Origin of the sequence: Catellatospora paridis, from assembly GCF_009720365.1 — a bacterium.
Taxonomy (GTDB): Bacteria; Actinomycetota; Actinomycetes; order Mycobacteriales; family Micromonosporaceae; genus Catellatospora; species Catellatospora paridis.
The window spans coordinates 307,243-322,292 of sequence record NZ_ML769318.1; the positions used below are offsets into that span (position 1 = coordinate 307,243).

At 69.4% G+C, this 15,050-nt stretch carries 11 protein-coding genes and 1 pseudogene; 10 read left to right on the forward strand and 2 right to left on the reverse strand.

What is annotated here, in order from left to right:
- Positions 1–118 precede the first annotated feature (118 nt).
- Positions 119–1,135: a LacI family DNA-binding transcriptional regulator gene (locus tag F9C41_RS21105; protein WP_155388541.1), complete on the reverse strand. Its 1,017-nt coding sequence runs from the start codon at positions 1,133–1,135 to the stop codon at positions 119–121.
- 267 nt (positions 1,136–1,402) lie between these two features.
- Here F9C41_RS21105 and F9C41_RS21110 point away from each other — a divergent pair, with 267 nt between their 5' ends.
- The 5 genes from F9C41_RS21110 to F9C41_RS21130 all read left to right on the forward strand — a co-directional run bounded on the left by F9C41_RS21110 (position 1,403) and on the right by F9C41_RS21130 (position 8,192).
- Entirely contained in the window at positions 1,403–2,653 is a 1,251-nt protein-coding gene (locus F9C41_RS21110) for a sugar ABC transporter substrate-binding protein (RefSeq protein WP_155388542.1), read from the forward strand.
- 9 nt (positions 2,654–2,662) lie between these two features.
- Entirely contained in the window at positions 2,663–4,303 is a 1,641-nt protein-coding gene (locus tag F9C41_RS21115) for an ABC transporter permease subunit (RefSeq protein ID WP_155388543.1), read from the forward strand.
- Positions 4,303–5,148, forward strand: coding sequence for a sugar ABC transporter permease (locus tag F9C41_RS21120; RefSeq protein WP_407924718.1), 846 nt, complete (start codon positions 4,303–4,305; stop codon positions 5,146–5,148). Before F9C41_RS21115 ends, F9C41_RS21120 begins: the two co-directional genes overlap by 1 nt.
- 185 nt (positions 5,149–5,333) lie before the next feature.
- Positions 5,334–7,169, forward strand: a complete 1,836-nt coding sequence (locus F9C41_RS21125; protein WP_155388545.1) for a glycoside hydrolase family 13 protein — start codon at positions 5,334–5,336, stop codon at positions 7,167–7,169.
- Between the two features lie 174 nt (positions 7,170–7,343).
- A complete protein-coding gene (locus F9C41_RS21130; protein WP_155388546.1) occupies positions 7,344–8,192 on the forward strand; it encodes a hypothetical protein in 849 nt (282 codons plus the stop codon).
- Positions 8,193–8,301: 109 nt separating this feature from the next.
- Here F9C41_RS21130 and F9C41_RS21135 read toward each other — a convergent pair whose 3' ends face one another.
- On the reverse strand, positions 8,302–8,649 hold the full coding sequence (locus F9C41_RS21135; RefSeq protein WP_155388590.1) for a hypothetical protein: 348 nt from the start codon (positions 8,647–8,649) through the stop codon (positions 8,302–8,304).
- Positions 8,650–8,977: 328 nt separating this feature from the next.
- Here F9C41_RS21135 and F9C41_RS21140 point away from each other — a divergent pair, with 328 nt between their 5' ends.
- From F9C41_RS21140 to F9C41_RS21160, 5 genes and pseudogenes are all read left to right on the forward strand, one after another.
- Entirely contained in the window at positions 8,978–10,039 is a 1,062-nt protein-coding gene (locus tag F9C41_RS21140; protein ID WP_155388591.1) for a BMP family lipoprotein, read from the forward strand.
- 317 nt (positions 10,040–10,356) lie between these two features.
- Positions 10,357–11,883: an ABC transporter ATP-binding protein gene (locus F9C41_RS21145; RefSeq protein ID WP_330164779.1), complete on the forward strand. Its 1,527-nt coding sequence runs from the start codon at positions 10,357–10,359 to the stop codon at positions 11,881–11,883.
- The gene (locus tag F9C41_RS21150) at positions 11,880–13,283 is read left to right on the forward strand and encodes an ABC transporter permease (protein WP_155388547.1); all 1,404 of its coding nucleotides are present in this window, start codon (positions 11,880–11,882) and stop codon (positions 13,281–13,283) included. The genes F9C41_RS21145 and F9C41_RS21150 overlap by 4 nt, the downstream gene beginning before the upstream one ends.
- A 17-nt stretch (positions 13,284–13,300) precedes the next feature.
- Entirely contained in the window at positions 13,301–14,554 is a 1,254-nt protein-coding gene (locus tag F9C41_RS21155; RefSeq protein WP_155388593.1) for an ABC transporter permease, read from the forward strand.
- A gap of 80 nt (positions 14,555–14,634) precedes the next feature.
- A pseudogene (locus F9C41_RS21160) lies at positions 14,635–15,030 on the forward strand (cytidine deaminase); the annotation flags it as partial.
- Between the last annotated feature and the right edge of the window lie 20 nt (positions 15,031–15,050).

Consider the following 15,050-nt stretch of genomic DNA (forward strand, 5'->3'; position numbering starts at 1 on the left):
AGGAGCGAGCGTCTCGCGGGCTAAGAACGCCACGAGGACCCATGAAGGATGTCGTGCAAGTTGCGCAAGAGTCAAGCAGACGATTTCAGAAAGTTTCAATCATCATACTGACGCTCCGTCACCCGCTGTGGGCGGCGGTGGACCCCCGAACGACCAGCTCCGGTCGGAAAATGTACTCCGAGTGCGGTGCGGGGTGTCCCTTGATCTCGTCCACGAGAGCCCGCACGGCCGCCACGGCCATCGCCCGCACCGGCTGGCGCAGCGTGGTCATGGGCGGGTCGGTGAAGGCGATCAGCGGCGAGTCGTCATAGCCGACCACCGAGACGTCCGTGGGCACCTGCAGGCCGCGCTGGCGCACCGCGCGGATCGCGCCCAGCGCCATCAGGTCCGAGCCGCAGACGAAACCGGTCACGCCCTTGTCCAGCAGGCGCGACGCGGCGGCGTCGCCGCCCTCCACGCCGAACAGGGACAGCGAGATCATCTCGTCGATCTGCGCGTCGGTGAGGTGCAGCAGGCGGCGCATGGCGGCCCGGTAGCCCTCGATCTTGCGCTGCACCGGCAGGTAGCGGTCCGGGCCGGAGATCAGGCCGATCCGCTTGTGGCCGAGCGCCACCAGGTGGGCGACGGCCAGCTCGCCGGCGGCCCGGTCGTCGCAGGAGATGAACGGCGCCTCGATGTTCTCGGCGTAGCCGTTGACCAGCACGATCGGCAGCGGCCGGGCGAGCAGCTTGCGATAGCGCTCGGGGTCGCTGGTGGAGTCGGCGTGCAGGCCGGAGACGAAGACGATGCCGGAGACCTGCCGGTCCAGCAGCATCTCGACGTACTCGTCCTCGGTGACGCCGCCGGGGGTCTGGGTGCACAGCACCGGGGTGAAGCCCTGCTGAGCCAGGGTCGTCTCGATGATCTGGGCGAACGCCGGGAAGATCGGGTTGTCCAGCTCCGGCACCACCAGGCCGACCAGGCCCGCACTGCGCTTGCGCAGCCGGGCGGGGCGCTCGTAGCCCAGCACATCGAGAGCGGTCAGCACGGCCTGCCGGGTGTCGGCGGAGACGCCGGGCCGGTCGTTCAGCACCCGGGAGACGGTGGCTTCGCTCACCTCCGCCTGCTGGGCGATGTCAGAGAGTCGTGCGCGCATGGCGGCACTCTAGCCGAAGACAGCCCGATGTTGATATGGGCACGTTGCAAGGTCTTCCATTGCTTGCAAAGGCTTGCTAACCTCCCGGCAACAAACTCCGTAACACGGATCACAACCCCGGCAACGGGGTGCTGTGGTGCGTCACCGATTCTGGAAGACCTTCCAGGGAGCGGTGATGCGTCGACCCCTCTCGGCCGCTCGGGCGCGTGGATTCGCCCGCGTGGTCACCCCCGGGTCACCTGCGTGACCCTTCTCGAAGGAGTGCTCATGCGCATCCGTACCGCGGGTGTGATCGCCGCCGCCGGGCTGCTGATGCTCGGTGTCGCGGCTTGCGGCGGAACCAACGAGCCGGCCGCCACCCCCAGCAAGGACAAGGGCAACGGCAAGCTCGTGCTGTGGACCGACCCGACCCGGGCCCCCGTGCTCAAGCCGTTCGCCGAGGCGTTCGGCAAGGAGAACGGCGTGACGGTCGAGGTCAAGGAGATCAGCGAGAACCAGCAGCAGACCTTCATCACCGCCTCGCAGCAGGGCAGCGGCCCGGACATCATGGTCGGCGCGCACGACTGGATCGGCAACATGGTGCAGAACGGCGCCATCGACCCGGTGCAGCTGACCGCCGAGCAGAAGGCCGCCTTCCACCCGAACGCGATCAAGGCCGTGACCTTCAACGGGCAGATCTACGGTGCGCCGTACGCGATGGAGAACGTGGCCCTGATCCGCAACACGGACCTGGTCCCCGCCGCGCCCGCCACGATCGAGGACCTGATCAAGACCGGCAAGGAGCTCAAGGCCGCCAAGAAGGTCCAGGAGATCCTCTGCGTGCCGTTCGGCGCGGCGGGCGACGTGTACCACACGTACCCGCTGTTCTCGGCGGCCGGCGGCTCGCTGTTCGGCACCACCGCCTCCGGTGACCCGGACCCGTCCAAGGTCACCGTGAACACCCCCGAGTCGATCGCCGCGCTGGAGAAGATGAAGGCGCTCGGCGAGAAGGGCGAGGGCGCGATCAAGACCTCGATCGGCAACGAGAACGGCATCCCGACCTTCGTGCAGAAGAAGTGCGCGTTCCTGATCTCCGGCCCGTGGTCGATGAACGACGTCAAGAAGGCCGGCTTCGGCTACGACATCAGCGCGGTCCCCGGCTTCGCGGCGGGTGGGCAGGCCAAGCCGTTCCTCGGCGTGCAGGCGTTCTACGTGGCGTCGAAGGGCAAGAGCAAGGTGCTGGCCCAGGAGTTCGTGGCCAACTACGTCACCAACAAGGACGTGGCCATGGCGCTCTACAAGGCCGACCCGCGCCCCGCGGCGCTGACCGCGGCCGCCGACGCGGTGAAGAGCCTCGACCCGAACGCCGAGAAGTTCGTGCTTGCCGGCGCCAACGGCATCCCGATGCCGGCCATCCCGGCCATGGGCGCGATCTGGGGCCCGATGGCCAACGCCGAGGTGGCGGTGGTCAAGGGCGGCGACGCCAAGACCGCGGCCGAGGCCGCCACGAAGGCCATCACCGCCGAGATCAACAAGTAGTCCTGCCTCATGACCACTGAGGTAACGGGTGCGGGGAGCGAGCGCTCCCCGCACCCGGGGCCGTCCGGGCAGGCCCCCGACCAGCGCTCCCGGGGTGGGCGGCGCGGTGATGCGGAGCAGGTCCGCCGCACCCGCGAACTGTCCACCGGCTTCATCGTGTCGCGTATCGCCGTGCTCGGCATCGTCGCCGCACTGCTGATCTACGCGCTCCCGCCGCTGATCCAGACCGAGGCCTGGACCGCCCTGGGCGTCGTCGGCGTGGTCACGGCGCTCGTCGCCTACCTCTACCTGACCCCGCGCCACATCCCGGCGAAGTACCTGGTGCCGGGCACGATCTTCCTGTTCGCGTTCGCCATCGTGCCGATCGTGCTGACCTTCGTCACCGCCTTCACCAACTTCGGCGACGGGCACCGCGGCACCAAGGACGAGGCGATCCGGGCCATCGAGACCAGCTCGGTGACCCAGGTGCCGGGCTCCCCGGAGTACTACCTCACCATCGCCGAGCGCGACGGCGAGCTGGTGTTCCTGCTGGTCGACCCGGACACCAAGGCGGTCCAGGCGGGCACGGCCGACGGCCTGTCCCCGGTCGACGGGGCGGAGGTGTCACTGACCGGCAAGGTGCTGTCGGCGGGCGGGTACACCGTGATCCCGACGGCCCAGGCGGCCGAGCGCGACGCGGAGATCGCGGCGTTCTCGGTGCCGACCGCCGGCGGCGCGGTCAAGGCCACCGGCCTGAGCCGGGCCTTCGAGGGCAAGGCCGACAAGTCCTACGACGCGGCCTGCGACTGCGTCACCAGCCCGTCCGGTGGCAGGTGGGTCGCCGACGAGGTCGAGGGCTACTTCGTCGACGCCGAGGGCAAGCACCTCGACCAGGGCTGGAAGGTCGACGTCGGGTTCGCCAACTTCACCAAGGCGCTGACCGACCCGACCATCTCCGGGCACTTCCTCAACGTGCTCATCTGGAACTTCGTCTTCGCGCTCAGCGCGGTCGCCACCACGTTCGCGCTGGGCATGATCGTGGCGCTGGCGCTGCACTCGCCCCGGGTGCGCGGCACGAAGTTCTACCGGATCATCCTGATCCTGCCGTACGCCATGCCGGGCTTCGCCATGCTGCTGATCTGGCGGGACATGTTCAACACCGACTTCGGCCTGATCAGCAAGCTGTTCGGGGTGCACGACTGGCTGGGCACGCCGACCACGGCCCGGCTCGGCCTGATCGTGATCAACCTGTGGATGGGTTTCCCGTACATGTTCCTGGTGATCACGGGTGCGCTGCAGGCCGTGCCGCGGGAGCTGACCGACGCGGCCCGTATCGACGGCGCGTCGGCGTGGGCCGGCTTCCGCCGGGTCACCCTGCCGCTGGTGCTGGTGGCGCTGACCCCGCTGCTGATCTCGTCGTTCGGCTTCAACTTCAACAACTTCAACAACATCAAGCTGGTCACCAACGGCGGCCCGTACGCCATCGACAACAGCACCGTCGGCGCGACCGACCTGCTGATCAGCTACACGTACCGGGTCGCGGGCTTCGACTCCGGCGTGGCCGACTTCGGCTTCGCCGCGGCCATCTCGGTGTTCATCTTCGCGATCGTGGCCACGGTCTCCACGGTGGCGTTCTGGCGCAGCCGGGCGCAGGAGGAGGTGTACTCGTGATCAAGTGGCTCAGAGAGGTCGGCTGGCGCTACGCGGTGGTGCTGGCGGTGTGCGCGTTCGCGCTGTTCCCGGTGCTGTTCGTGGTGTCCGCCGCGATCAACCCGCTGGGCACGCTCGGTTCCACCGGGCTGATCCCGCAGGGGGCCAGCCTGTCCAACTTCCACGACCTGCTCACCGGTGACCACCCGTTCACCAAGTGGTTCCTGAACTCGGTGGTCATCGCGCTGATCTCGGCCTTCGCGGGCCTGCTGATCAGCGTGGCGGCGGCGTACGCGTTCAGCCGGATGCGGTTCCGGGGCCGCCGGGTGGGCCTGCTGTCCATCCTGCTCATCCAGATGTTCCCGCAGTTCCTGGCGATCGTGGCCATCTTCATCGTGTTCACCGAGGTCACCGAGCTGTACCCGGCGTTCGGCTTCAACAAGCCGTGGGGCCTGCTGATCCTCTACCTGGGCGGCGCGCTGGGCGTGAACACGTACCTGATGAAGGGTTACCTGGACACGGTGCCCAAGGAGATCGACGAGTCGGCCACCATGGACGGCGCGTCGCACGTGCAGACCTTCTTCCGGATCATCCTGCCGCTGGTCGGCCCGGTGCTCGCGGTGACGGCGATGCTCTCCTTCATCGGCACCATCAACGAGTTCCTCATCGCCAACGTCTTCCTCCGCGACACCGAGGCGAAAACCCTGGCGGTCGGCATGTACGGCATGCTCACCGACAAACGGGACGCCAACTTCGGCATGTTCGCCGCCGCCACCCTCCTGACGGCGATCCCCACCGTGAGCCTCTTCCTCTGGCTCCAGCGCTACATCGTCAGCGGCCTAACCGCCGGCGCAGTCAAGGGCTGACCCCACCCCCACCGCGTTGATCATGAACTTATGGCACGGCTCGACGGTGTGTCGTCGCCACAACTTCATGATCAACGCAGTGGGGGAGGGGCGGCAGCAACAGCAGTGTCGCGACCTCGGGTCCTGGTGACGGGGCTGCGGGCTGAAACGTCGACATCCTCTGAACACGGAAGGATGGCGCGACAATGCGTCTCGTCGAACAACCGCATCATGACGGCTCGCCCCAGTACATTTCGGACGGCGCCCCGAGGCTGGGCGACGTGGTCACCGTGTGGGTGCGGGTGCCCGCCGCGGCCGGAGTCAGCGCGGTGCACCTGCGGAGCACGCCGGATGGCGAGCCGAACTTCGTTGCGGCCGAGGTGGATCCGGGGCGGACGGGCACGGCGGTCGGTGGGTACGGCGCGACCGATGTCTGGTGGCGGGCCGCGCTGACCGTGCGCAACCCGGTGACGAACTACCGCTTCCACCTGCGCACCGCCGCCGGTGACACGTACTGGCTGACCGCGGGCGGGATCGTCGAGCACGAACTGCCCGACGACACCGACTTCCGGGCCGTCGCGTACGACGCGCCGCCGGCCTGGTCCGCGGACGCCGTGCTGTACCAGATCTTCCCGGACCGCTTCGCCCGCGCGGCGGACGCGAAACCGCTGGAGGCGCTGGACCTGCCGGGCTGGGCACTGCCCCGCGAGTGGGACCGCGACGAGGTCGTCGGGCAGGGTCCGGGCACCGCCGAGCAGTTCTTCGGCGGCGACCTCGACGGCATCGCCGAGCACCTGGACCACATCCAGGCGCTGGGTGCGAACACGGTCTACCTCACGCCGATCTTCCCGGCCCGCTCCAACCACCGCTACGACGCGGCCACCTTCGACGAGGTGGATCCGCTGCTCGGCGGGGATGCGGCGCTGGCCCGGCTGGCCGAGGCCGTGCATGCGCGCGGCATGCGGCTGATCGGCGACATCACTTCCAACCATTGCGGCGACGCTCATGAGTGGTTCACCAGTGCGGCGTCCGATGTGGATTCCGCCGAGCGCGAGATGTTCTATTTCGACGCCGACACCGGCGACTATGAGGCCTGGTGCGGGGTCAAGAGCCTGCCCAAACTCAACTGGGCCAGTCCGCTGGTGCGGCAGCGGATGACCGCGGTGCTGCGGCGCTGGCTGGTGTATTTCGACGGCTGGCGGGTGGACGTGGCCAACATGACCGGCCGCCGCGGCGCGCAGGACGACGCCCACGAGGTGGCCGCGCTGATCCGCCGGGCGCTGCCCGCCGAGGCGATGCTGGTCGGCGAGCACATGCACGACGCGACCGGCGACCTGGATCGCGACGGCTGGCACGGGGCCATGAACTACCTCGGGTTCACCCGTCCGGTCTGGGCGTGGCTGCGGGGCGAGGCACCGGGCCTGCCCAACTTCTTCGGCACGCCGGGCGACGTGCCGAGCCGGGACGGGGCGGCGGTGCACGCCACCATGCGGGCGTTCGCGGCACGGGTGTCCTGGCGGTCGCTGGTCCACTCCTGGAACATCCTCGACTCGCACGACTCGGCCCGCATCCGCACCGTCACCGGTTCCGCGGCGCGGCAGCTGGTCGCGCTGGGCATGCAGGTCACGCTGCCGGGAACCCCGATGGTGTATGCCGGCAGCGAGTTCGGCCTGACCGGCTGGAACGGCGAGAACGCGCGCACCCCGATGCCGTGGAACCGGGCGGGTGACCGCGACGAGCAGACGCTGGCGGCATACCGCGAGCTGCTCGGACTGCGGGCCGCGGAGCCCGCGCTGCGCCACGGCGGGCTGCGGTGGCTGCATGTGACCAGCGATACCATGGTCTACCTGCGGGAATTCGAGCAGAATGCACTTCTGGTGGCGGCTTCGCGCGCGGCCGGTGAGGAAGTCTCACTAGCCCTGGGCGCGCGGGCTGCCGGCGTCTTCGCTGCTACGGACCTCGAACCGGACGGCACGGGTCGGCTGACCCTGCCGGGCGACGGTCCGGCCCTGCGCGTCTGGCGACTGGAACCACCCCGCTGACAGGCGGTGGCGGCACGCGGTTCGACCCCGTGTGCCGCCACTTGCCGTAAACGTGTCGACACGCCGTGTAATCGCGAGAAATCCACATGATCGACCGGTGGTATGTCCTTTTCGGGCGTGTCGCCCCCGCGACTCACGCAAGATCGCGTGAACGGGGGTCTTACGCTGACGCCCGTGCCCAAGCCGCCGCTGCGCCCCGAAGCGCTCGCCCGCCGGATCTTCCGGGGAGCCGACGCGCTGGAGTCTGGTCTGCTCACCCGCGCCCAACTGCGCAGCTCCGCCTGGCGGCCGCTGTTCCGCGGGGTGTACGCCGACCGCGACCTGACCATCACCCACCGCCTTCGCTGCCTGGCCGTCAGCGACTTCCTGCTGCCCGAGGACGGGGTCGTCGCCGGACGCTCGGCCGCCAGCCTGTACGGCGCGCCGTACGGGGCGGACGAGGCGGTGGAGATCCTCACCCCGGGCCGGTTCGGGCCGATGGCGGGCATCCTGGTGCACCGCGGGCCGGTGCCGGAGAAGGACGTGACCCGGCGGGTCGACGGCATCCGGGTCACCACACCGCAGCGCACCGGGTGGGACCTGGCCCGCTGGCTCGACGTGGTGGAGGCGGTGGCGCTGCTCGACGTCATGGTCGCCCGGGGCGCGGTCAGCGTCGGCGCGCTGACGGAGTACGCCCAGGCCCGGATCGGCAAGCCCGGCTGGGGTCGGCTGCTGAAGGCGGCGCGACTGGTCGACCCGGCCGCGCGGGGGCCGCACGAGAGCCGGGTGCGGGTCCGGCTGGTCCTGGCCGGGGTCCCGGCCCCGGTGGTGAAGTACGTGCTGGCCCGTGACGGGCAGCCGGCGGTGCGGCTCGACCTGGCCTGGCCGGATCACCGGGTGGCCGTGGACTGCGCGGAGATCCCCGCACCCCCGCCCGCCCCCGACTGGCTGGTCCTACCCGCCGCCCCCCACCAGCTCGCCGACGGCCACGACCCCCTGATCCGCGACCTCAAGTCCGCCCTCCGCGCCCGCCGCCCCCGCTGACGACGAAAGATCGCTGTTCCGTGTCTGGAACTGCGGTCTGACCACAGCTTGCGGACACGAAACAGCGATCTCGGGAGGCGCCGTCCGGGCGGCGACCCGGCGGCGGGGGTCAGCGCCAGAAGACGGCTACGGCGGCGTTGACCAGGGTTAGGGCGATGATGGTGAGGAAGTGGCCCTTGTTGACGGTCTCGCGCTTCTTGAGGTACGGGATCAGCACCATGATGAAGATCATGATGGCGATGACTCCCTTGACCGCGAGCTTGGCCGGGTCGGGCTGGACCTCGCGGCCCAGCGGTGCGGCCAGCGCGACGCCGGTGACCACCTGGATGGTCGCGCCCCACAGCATCACGGCATTGATGTAGATACGTCCCGTGTAGTACTGCACCAGTGCGCCGCCCAACAGCAGGGCGAAGCCGACCAGGTGCGCGTACCGCAGGATCAGGCGTACTGCTTCCATAGCGTCCACGATCGCCGAGGGTACGCGAGCACCCGTTGCCAACGTCACACCCCGGTCACAGCCAGATATGGGCCTGAACGAATGCCCGATTCATGGCCAACTGGTCCAGTTACGGCGGGAGTGGCCGAGGCTGCTTCGTGACCCATTACACCTCCTGGTCACGCGGGGGTAACGACCGTTCAACAACCCTGCACGATTGTCGTTCGAACGGCGATGTGAAGGATATGTTGCTGGGCGAGGTTCACCGTGCCGCCATCTGTACACAAGATGGAAGACCATGTGCGGTGTCTTTATGGGAGAGGAGACCGTCTTGCGCCCTGTGCGTGGGATGAAGATTGTCGCGCTTGTCGCGTCTGCGGGCCTTGCGTTCGCCGCAGCCGCCTGTGCCAAGCCGACTGAGGAGACGCCGGGCACCGGCACCAGCGCCGCTGCCAAGTACAGCGCGTGCATGGTGACCGACACCGGTGGTATCGACGACCACTCGTTCAATGCCTCGTCCTGGGCGGGCCTGCAGGCCGCCAAGGCGGCGAACCCGGCGATCGACCCGAGCTACACGGCGTCGACCGCGGCCACGGACTACGACCCGAACCTGGCGAACTCCGTCACCAAGGGCTGCAAGTACATCCAGGCCGTCGGTGGCCTGATGGGCACCGCGACCAAGACCGCGGCGACCGCCAACCCGAAGGTCCAGTTCTCGATCGTCGACGCCGACAACCTCGGCCTGACGAACGTGTACCCGATCCAGTTCCAGACCCAGCAGGCGGCGTACCTCGCCGGCTACCTGGCGGCGGGCTACTCGAAGTCGGGCAAGGTCGGCACCTACGGCGGCATGAAGATCCCGCCGGTGACGATCTTCATGGACGGCTTCGCCGACGGCGTGGCCGCCTACAACACGGCCAAGGGCAAGAACGTCCAGGTGCTCGGCTGGGACAAGGCCAAGCAGGACGGCCTGTTCACCGAGGACTTCGGCTCGCAGGACAAGGGCAAGCAGAAGTCGGACACGCTGGCCGCTCAGGGCGCTGACGTGATCTTCCCGGTCGCGGGTGGTGCGGGCCTCGGCTCGGCCGCCAACGCCGGCACCAAGTTCGTCGTGATCTGGGTCGACGCGGACGGTTTCGAGACCACCAAGTACGGCTCGGTCATGCTGACCACCGTGGTGAAGAACTCGACCGACGGTGTGAAGGAGGCCGTGACCAAGGCCGCCGCCGCGCCGGACACCATGCTGACCGGCGGCTTCATGGGCACGCTGGCCAACAACGGCGTCTCGCTGGCCCCGTACCACGACTTCGACAGCAAGATCGACCCGGCCCTCAAGGCCGAGGTCGAGACGCTGAAGCAGGACATCATCTCCGGCAAGATCAAGGTGGAGTCCCCGGCCCAGCCGAAGTGACACCCGGCCGCCCTCTCCGGTGAGATGATCACCGGAGAGGGCGGCCTCGCTTTCCTCCACCGGCCGCTGTCCCGCCACGGAATCCGTGGTCGAGATGGCGGCCGGTCCGGTGAAGCCTCAGTGCGGACCGGGGAGTGCGCTCCCCCCGGGGCCGCCCACATAATGAGCGCACACTCGCCCTCGGAAGGCGGAACGTCGCGGCGCCCCGCCGACCGATTCCCTGTTCCGGTGGTGCACCAGACCATCGGAGGCCGGAGCTGAGACTCGAACTGCGCGGCATCACCAAGCGATTCGGTGACCTCGTCGCAAACGATGACATCCACCTGACCGTCGAACCGGGCGAGATCCACGCGCTGCTCGGCGAGAACGGCGCGGGCAAGTCCACTCTCATGAACGTGCTGTACGGCCTGCTGCAGCCGGACGAGGGCGAGATCCTCGTCGACGGCGCGCCCGTACGCATCAAAGGCCCCGGCGACGCGATCAAGGTCGGCATCGGCATGGTGCACCAGCACTTCATGCTCGTGCCCGTCTTCTCCGTCGCCGAGAACATCATGCTCGGCGCCGAGCCGGCCCGCGGCGGGTTCATCGACCACGCCAAGGCCGTCAAGCTGGTACGCGAGGTATCGCAGCGCTACGGCCTGCCGCTGAACCCCGACGCGATCATCGAGGACCTGCCGATCGGCATCCAGCAGCGGGTCGAGATCGTCAAGGCGCTCACCCGCGACGTCGACCTGCTCATCCTGGACGAGCCGACCGCCGTGCTCACCCCGCAGGAGACCGACGAGCTGCTCGAGGTCATGCGCGGGCTGAAGGCGGCGGGCAAGTCCATCGTCTTCATCACGCACAAGCTGCGCGAGGTCAAGGCGGTGGCGGACCGGATCACCGTGATCCGCCGCGGCAGGACCGTGGGCACCGCCGAGCCGACCGCCCCCGAGTCGGAGCTGGCCGAGCTGATGGTCGGCCGCAGCGTGGTGCTGGAGGTGCCGAAGGAGGACGCGGTGCCGGGCGAGCCGGTGCTGGAGGTGGCCGGCCTGGTCGTCGCCGACGACCGCGAGCACCGTGCGGTCGACGGCGTGGACCTCGTGGTACGCGCCGGAGAGGTGCTCGGCATCGCGGGCGTGCAGGGCAACGGGCAGACCGAGCTGGTCGAATCGATCATGGGGCTGCGCCCCGCGCGGGCCGGCAGCGTGCACCTGGCCGGCAAGCCGATCACCACCTGGCACACCCGTGAGGTGCTGCGCGCTGGCGTCGGCTACGTACCCGAGGACCGCAGCGTCGACGGCCTGGTCAAAGAGTTCTCCGTCGCGGAGAACCTGGTGCTCGACCTGTACGACCTGCAGCCGTTCGGCGGCAGGTTCGCGCTCGACCTGGACGCCATCGAGAACTCGGCCGGGGAGAAGATCGCCGAGTTCGACGTGCGCACCCAGTCGGCGCACCAGCCGGTCGGCGCGCTGTCCGGCGGCAACCAGCAGAAGGTCATCGTGGCCAGGGAGATGTCCCGGCCGCTGAAGCTGCTCATCGCGTCGCAGCCGACCCGCGGCGTGGACGTCGGCTCGATCGAGTTCATCCACTCCCGCATCGTGGCCGAGCGCGACCGCGGCGCGGCCGTGCTGGTCGTCTCCAGCGAGCTGGACGAGGTGGTGGCGCTGGCCGACCGGGTCGCGGTGATGTACCGCGGCCGGGTGCTGGCCGTGGTCTCCCCGGACACGCCGCGCGAGACGCTGGGCCTGCTGATGGCCGGCATCGACCCCAGTAGCAGCTCGCCCACCCCCGGGACACCGGCCTCCGGCGAGCAGGACACCCAAGGTGAGGGTATGAGCGAGCACGGCGAGGCAGCCTCATGACGTCGCACGAGCCTCTCGAGGCGGAACCCGGCACCACCGCCGCGTCGCCCGACAAGAGCCCGGCGCTGCCGGCCCCCGACGTGGACCAGTACCACGTCAACCCGTCGCTGCCTCCTGTCGATCTCGAAAAGCACCACGACCAGGCGGAGAGGCAGCCGAAGCACCGCGCGCCCGAGGGGGGCAAGCGCTCGTTCGCGCGCACCTTCCGTGAGGAGCTGTGGGCCGACAACAACTTCACGGTCACCCTGCTGGCGATCTTCCTCGCGCTGGTCTGCGGCGCGGTGCTGATGGTCATCGGCAACGCCGAGGTCCGCGACCAGTGGCAGTACCTGCTCTACCAGCCGGGCAAGACGCTGGGCGACACCTGGGCGTTCGTCAGCACCGCGTACACCGACATGTTCAAGGGCGCGGTCGTCAACCCGGACACGGTGAACCGCTGGTACTGGGACATGACCACCTGGCAGCAGGTCTTCTACCCGATCTCGGAGACGCTGACCAACGCCGCGCCGCTGATCTTCACGGGCCTCGCGGTGGCGGTGCCGTTCCGCGCGGGCCTGTTCAACATCGGCGGCCAGGGCCAGGCCATCATGGGCGCCATCGGCGGCGGCACGGTCGGCCTGGCGCTGTCCCTGCCCGCGGTCGTCCAGCTGCCGCTCGGTGTGCTCGCCGGCGCGCTGATCGGTGGCCTCTGGGGTTACCTGGTCGGCATCCTCAAGGCGCGCACGGGCGCGCACGAGGTCATCCTCACGATCATGCTGAACAACATCGCGTTCCTCTTCCTGGGCTGGTACATCCTGCAGGCCGGGATCAAGGACCCGGTCCGGTCGGACGCGATCAGCAAGCCGATCCAGGAGTCCGGCCGCCTGCCGCACCTGATCCCGGACCCGCTGCTGCGGGCCAACTTCGCCATCCTGCTGGCCGTGGCGGTCGCGGCCGGGGTGGCCTGGCTGCTCAAGCGCGGGCGCTTCGGCTTCGAGCTGCGCGCCGTCGGGCACAACCCGCACGCCGCGGCGACGGCCGGCATCAAGGTCGGCACGACCGTGGCGCTGACCATGGCGCTGGCCGGTGCGCTCGCCGGGCTCGGCGGCACCAGCGTCGCGCTGGGCACCGCCCCGGCGCTGACCGTCGACATGCTCGGGCAGATCGGCTTCAACGGCATCCTGGTCGCGCTGCTCGGCCGGGTCCGGCCGTGGGGTGTGGTCGGCGCCGGGCTGCTGTTCGGCGCGCTCCAGGCGGGCGGCAACGCGATGCAGACCTTCTCCGGCGTGTCGGTGGAGCTGGTCGGCGTCATCCAGGCACTTATCGTGCTCTTCGTCGCCGCTCCGGCACTGGTGAAGGCGATCTACAGGCTGCGCAGGTCGCCGGCTGCGGCCGCGCAGGCCGGATTGGCGAAGGGGTGAACGTGACTACCTCCACGATGGACGTCGAGCTGGCGGTGCCGGAGGCGTACTGGACCCGCACCCGCAAGACCGGCGCGGTGATGATCTTCCTGGGCCTGCTGGCCACGATCGTGTTCGGCGCGCTGGCCGGCTCCGGGAACGCGCGGTTCACGCTCGGCGAGAACGTGTCCGGCGCCGGGTTCGACATCCCCGGCACCGCCGGCGCGATCATCTTCGGACTCCTCGCCCTTGCGGCCGGCGTGGCGCTGCTGGTCACCGGCAGGCACTTCGGCCTGCTGACCGGCGTCGCCCTGATGGCCTTCATCATCTCGGCGCTGTGCTGGCAGATGTCGGTGTCGCCGGTGTCGCACACGATGCCCCTGGGCTTCATCGCCGCGGCCACCTTCACCGCCGCCATCCCGCTGATCTTCGGCTCGCTCGGCGGCGTGCTCTGCGAGCGCAGCGGCGTGGTCAACGTGGCCATCGAGGGGCAGCTGCTCACCGGCGCCTTCTTCGGCGCCCTGTTCGGCACGCTCACCGGCAACTTCTGGCTCGGCCTGCTGGCCGCGGCGATCGGCGGCGCGCTGCTGTCGGCGATCCTGGCCGTGTTCGCCATCAAGTACCTGGTCGACCAGGTGGTCGTGGGCATCGTGCTGAACGTGTTCGCGGGCGGGCTCACCGCGTTCTTCTACGAGCAGGTGATGCGGCCGGACACGGACGGGTACAACTTCCCCGGGCGCGTGCCGAGCTGGCCGATCCCCGGACTCGTCGACATCCCGATTCTGGGACCGGCGCTGTTCAACGGCAACATCTTCAGCTACGGCTCGCTGCTCGCGGTGGCCGTCGTGACGATCGCGCTGTTCCGCACCCGCTGGGGTCTGCGCACCCGGGCGGTCGGTGAGCACCCGGCCGCGGCGGACACCGTCGGCATCCGGGTGCTCGGCCTGCGGTACACGAACGTGCTGATCGCCGGCCTGGTGGCCGGGTTCGGCGGCGCGTACTTCTCGATGCTGTCGACCACCGGCTTCAGCAAGTACATGGTCAGCGGCGCGGGCTTCATCGCGCTGGCCGCCATGATCTTCGGCCGGTGGCACCCGGTCGGGGCGTTCTTCGCCTCGCTGTTCTTCGGCTTCTTCGGCGCGCTGACCGGGTTCCTGAACAGCATCGGCAGCCCGATTCCGAGCCAGTTCCTCAGCATGCTGCCGTACGTCGCGACGATCTTCGCGGTGGCCGGGCTGGTGGGACGCGTCCGCGCGCCCGCGGCCGACGGCAAGCCCTACGTCAAGGGCTGACGGCTAGGCTGGATGGTCCGATCTTGCGTGGCGCCCGGCCGGGCGCCACGCCGGTCGGGCGAACGTGGAAAGGGGCCGTGATGGACGTCGACTGGGAGATGCTGCGCGAAGAGGCGGTGCGGGTGATGCACCGCGCCTACGCGCCCTACTCGAAGTTCCCGGTGGGAGCCGCGGGGCTGGTCGACGACGGCCGCGTCGTGGTCGGCTGCAACGTCGAGAACGCCGCGTACGGGGTGGTGCTGTGCGCCGAGTGCGGCATGGTGTCCCAGCTGCACGCCACCGGTGGCGGCAAGCTGGTCGCGATGGCCTGCGTGAACGCCTCCGGCGATCCGCTGCTGCCCTGCGGGCGCTGCCGCCAGCTGCTGTGGGAGCAGGGCGGCCCGCGGATGCTGGTGGACGCCGACGGCGGCCCGCTGACCATGGCGGAGCTGCTGCCGCACGGGTTCGGCCTCGCCGAACTGGAAGCTGTCGACGGTTATGCAGTGAACGAGGAGAA

Excerpts from the sequence above, each read along its gene's own strand:
- F9C41_RS21105 (WP_155388541.1), bottom strand. The coding sequence starts at position 1,135 with ATGCGCGCACGACTCTCTGACATCGCCCAGCAGGCGGAGGTGAGCGAA.
- F9C41_RS21110 (WP_155388542.1), top strand. The coding sequence starts at position 1,403 with ATGCGCATCCGTACCGCGGGTGTGATCGCCGCCGCCGGGCTGCTGATG.
- F9C41_RS21115 (WP_155388543.1), top strand. The coding sequence starts at position 2,663 with ATGACCACTGAGGTAACGGGTGCGGGGAGCGAGCGCTCCCCGCACCCG.
- F9C41_RS21125 (WP_155388545.1), top strand. The coding sequence starts at position 5,334 with ATGCGTCTCGTCGAACAACCGCATCATGACGGCTCGCCCCAGTACATT.
- F9C41_RS21135 (WP_155388590.1), bottom strand. The coding sequence starts at position 8,649 with ATGGAAGCAGTACGCCTGATCCTGCGGTACGCGCACCTGGTCGGCTTC.
- F9C41_RS21140 (WP_155388591.1), top strand. The coding sequence starts at position 8,978 with ATGAAGATTGTCGCGCTTGTCGCGTCTGCGGGCCTTGCGTTCGCCGCA.
- F9C41_RS21150 (WP_155388547.1), top strand. The coding sequence starts at position 11,880 with ATGACGTCGCACGAGCCTCTCGAGGCGGAACCCGGCACCACCGCCGCG.
- F9C41_RS21155 (WP_155388593.1), top strand. The coding sequence starts at position 13,301 with ATGGACGTCGAGCTGGCGGTGCCGGAGGCGTACTGGACCCGCACCCGC.